This window comes from Actinotalea sp. C106, assembly GCF_023630195.1.
Classification (GTDB): domain Bacteria; phylum Actinomycetota; class Actinomycetes; order Actinomycetales; family Cellulomonadaceae; genus Actinotalea.
The window spans coordinates 1-1,503 of sequence record NZ_JALPKN010000478.1 but is presented as its reverse complement, the minus strand read 5'-3'; the positions used below and the strand labels follow the sequence as shown (position 1 = coordinate 1,503).

Genomic DNA, 1,503 nt, shown 5'->3' with positions numbered 1-1,503 from the left:
GACCGTGCGCCGCATCTCGGGCGGTCTGCTCGCCCCAGGGCCCGGGCCCGCCGAGCAGCGGCACCGCGCCGCCGTCGCGACCGTGCAGCGCAGCCTCGACGGTCCTCGCACCGTGGTGGTCATCAACCCCAAGGGCGGGGCCCACAAGACGACGGCTTCGCTGCTGGTCGCGGCGACCTTCGGCCAGCACCGCGGTGGCTACACCCTGGCCTGGGACAACAACGAGACCCGGGGCACCCTCGGCTGGCGCTCGCAGCAGGCCCGGCACCACAACACGGCGGTGAACCTGCTGCAGGACCTCGACCGCTTCGCCGACCCCGGCTCCTCCCGGGTCGGGGACCTGGACAACTACGTGCGCTCGCAGGGTTCCGCGCAGTTCGACGTCCTGGCCTCGGACGAGGACGCCGCCTCGGCAGCCTCGATCGACGCCTACGCCTTCCGCGCCCTGCATCGCACGCTGTCGCGGTTCTACCGGGTGATGGTCGTCGACACCGGCAACAACATGCGTGCCTCGAACTGGCAGGCCGCCATCGAGGCCGCCGACCAGGTGGTCATCGTCTCGACCGTGCGGGAGGACACCGCGCAGTCGGCGGCCTGGGCCGTCGACGCCCTGCGCGCCACCGGTCACGAGGACCTCGTCCGCAACGCCGTGACGGTGCTCTCGGCCCCTGCCGTCCGCCGGGACCCCGAGCTCGCCGCGCGCCTGCACGAGCACTTCGGACGGCTGACGCGCACCGTCCTCGACGTCCCCTACGACCCCGCTCTCGTGACGGGCAGCCCCCTGGACGTCGACGCCCTCTCGGCCGAGAGCCGCGAGGCCTGGCTGCGGGTCACCGCGGCCGTCGCCGAAGGGCTCTGAGGCGCGAGGTCCTGGCCGTGCCGGGCCTTACCGCCGACCGCCCGCGGGCGGCCCTGCGGGTGAAACGGCGGTCACGTTCCCACGGGTCGTTGACAGGCTCGCGTTACTGAGTAACCTCACCTCTGTTACCGAGTAACCCAGGGGGCGCCGTGTCGGTCCGTCACGGCCTGCTCGCGCTCCTCGCCGAGGGGCCGATGCACGGCTACCAGCTGCGGCAGGAGTTCGAGCGCCGCACGGGTGGCACCTGGCCCCTCAACATCGGGCAGGTGTACACGACCGTGCACCGGTTGGTCCGTGACGGCTTGGCCGAGCCGGTCCCGCAGGGGGAGACCGGCTCGGCCGAGGAGCTGGGCGCGCCCGACGGTGAGGGCTCGGGGGAGCGCTTCCGTCTGACGGAGGCGGGGCGTGCCGAGGCGACGGCGTGGTGGGCGCGGCCCGTCGAGCGCGGCGCCCCGGCCCGGGACGAGCTCGCGATCAAGCTGGCCCTGGCGGTGACCGCTCCGGGGGTGGACGTGCCCGCGGTGGTGCAGGCCCAGCGCACCGAGACCTTGCGAGCCCTCCAGGACTACACCCGGCTCAAGGCCCGGGCGGCGGGCGAGGACCTCGCCTGGCTGCTCGTCCTCGACAACCTGGTCTTCGTGGCC

2 protein-coding genes are annotated in these 1,503 nt (G+C 73.7%); both read left to right on the top strand.

What is annotated here, in order from left to right; translation table 11 throughout:
* On the top strand, window positions 1-859 hold an 859-nt coding region (locus L0B03_RS17785), incomplete at its 5' end, for a MinD/ParA family protein (protein ID WP_374205025.1).
* A 149-nt stretch (window positions 860-1,008) separates the two neighbouring features.
* The coding region (locus L0B03_RS17780; RefSeq protein ID WP_250448335.1) for a PadR family transcriptional regulator at window positions 1,009-1,503 on the top strand (495 nt) is incomplete at its 3' end.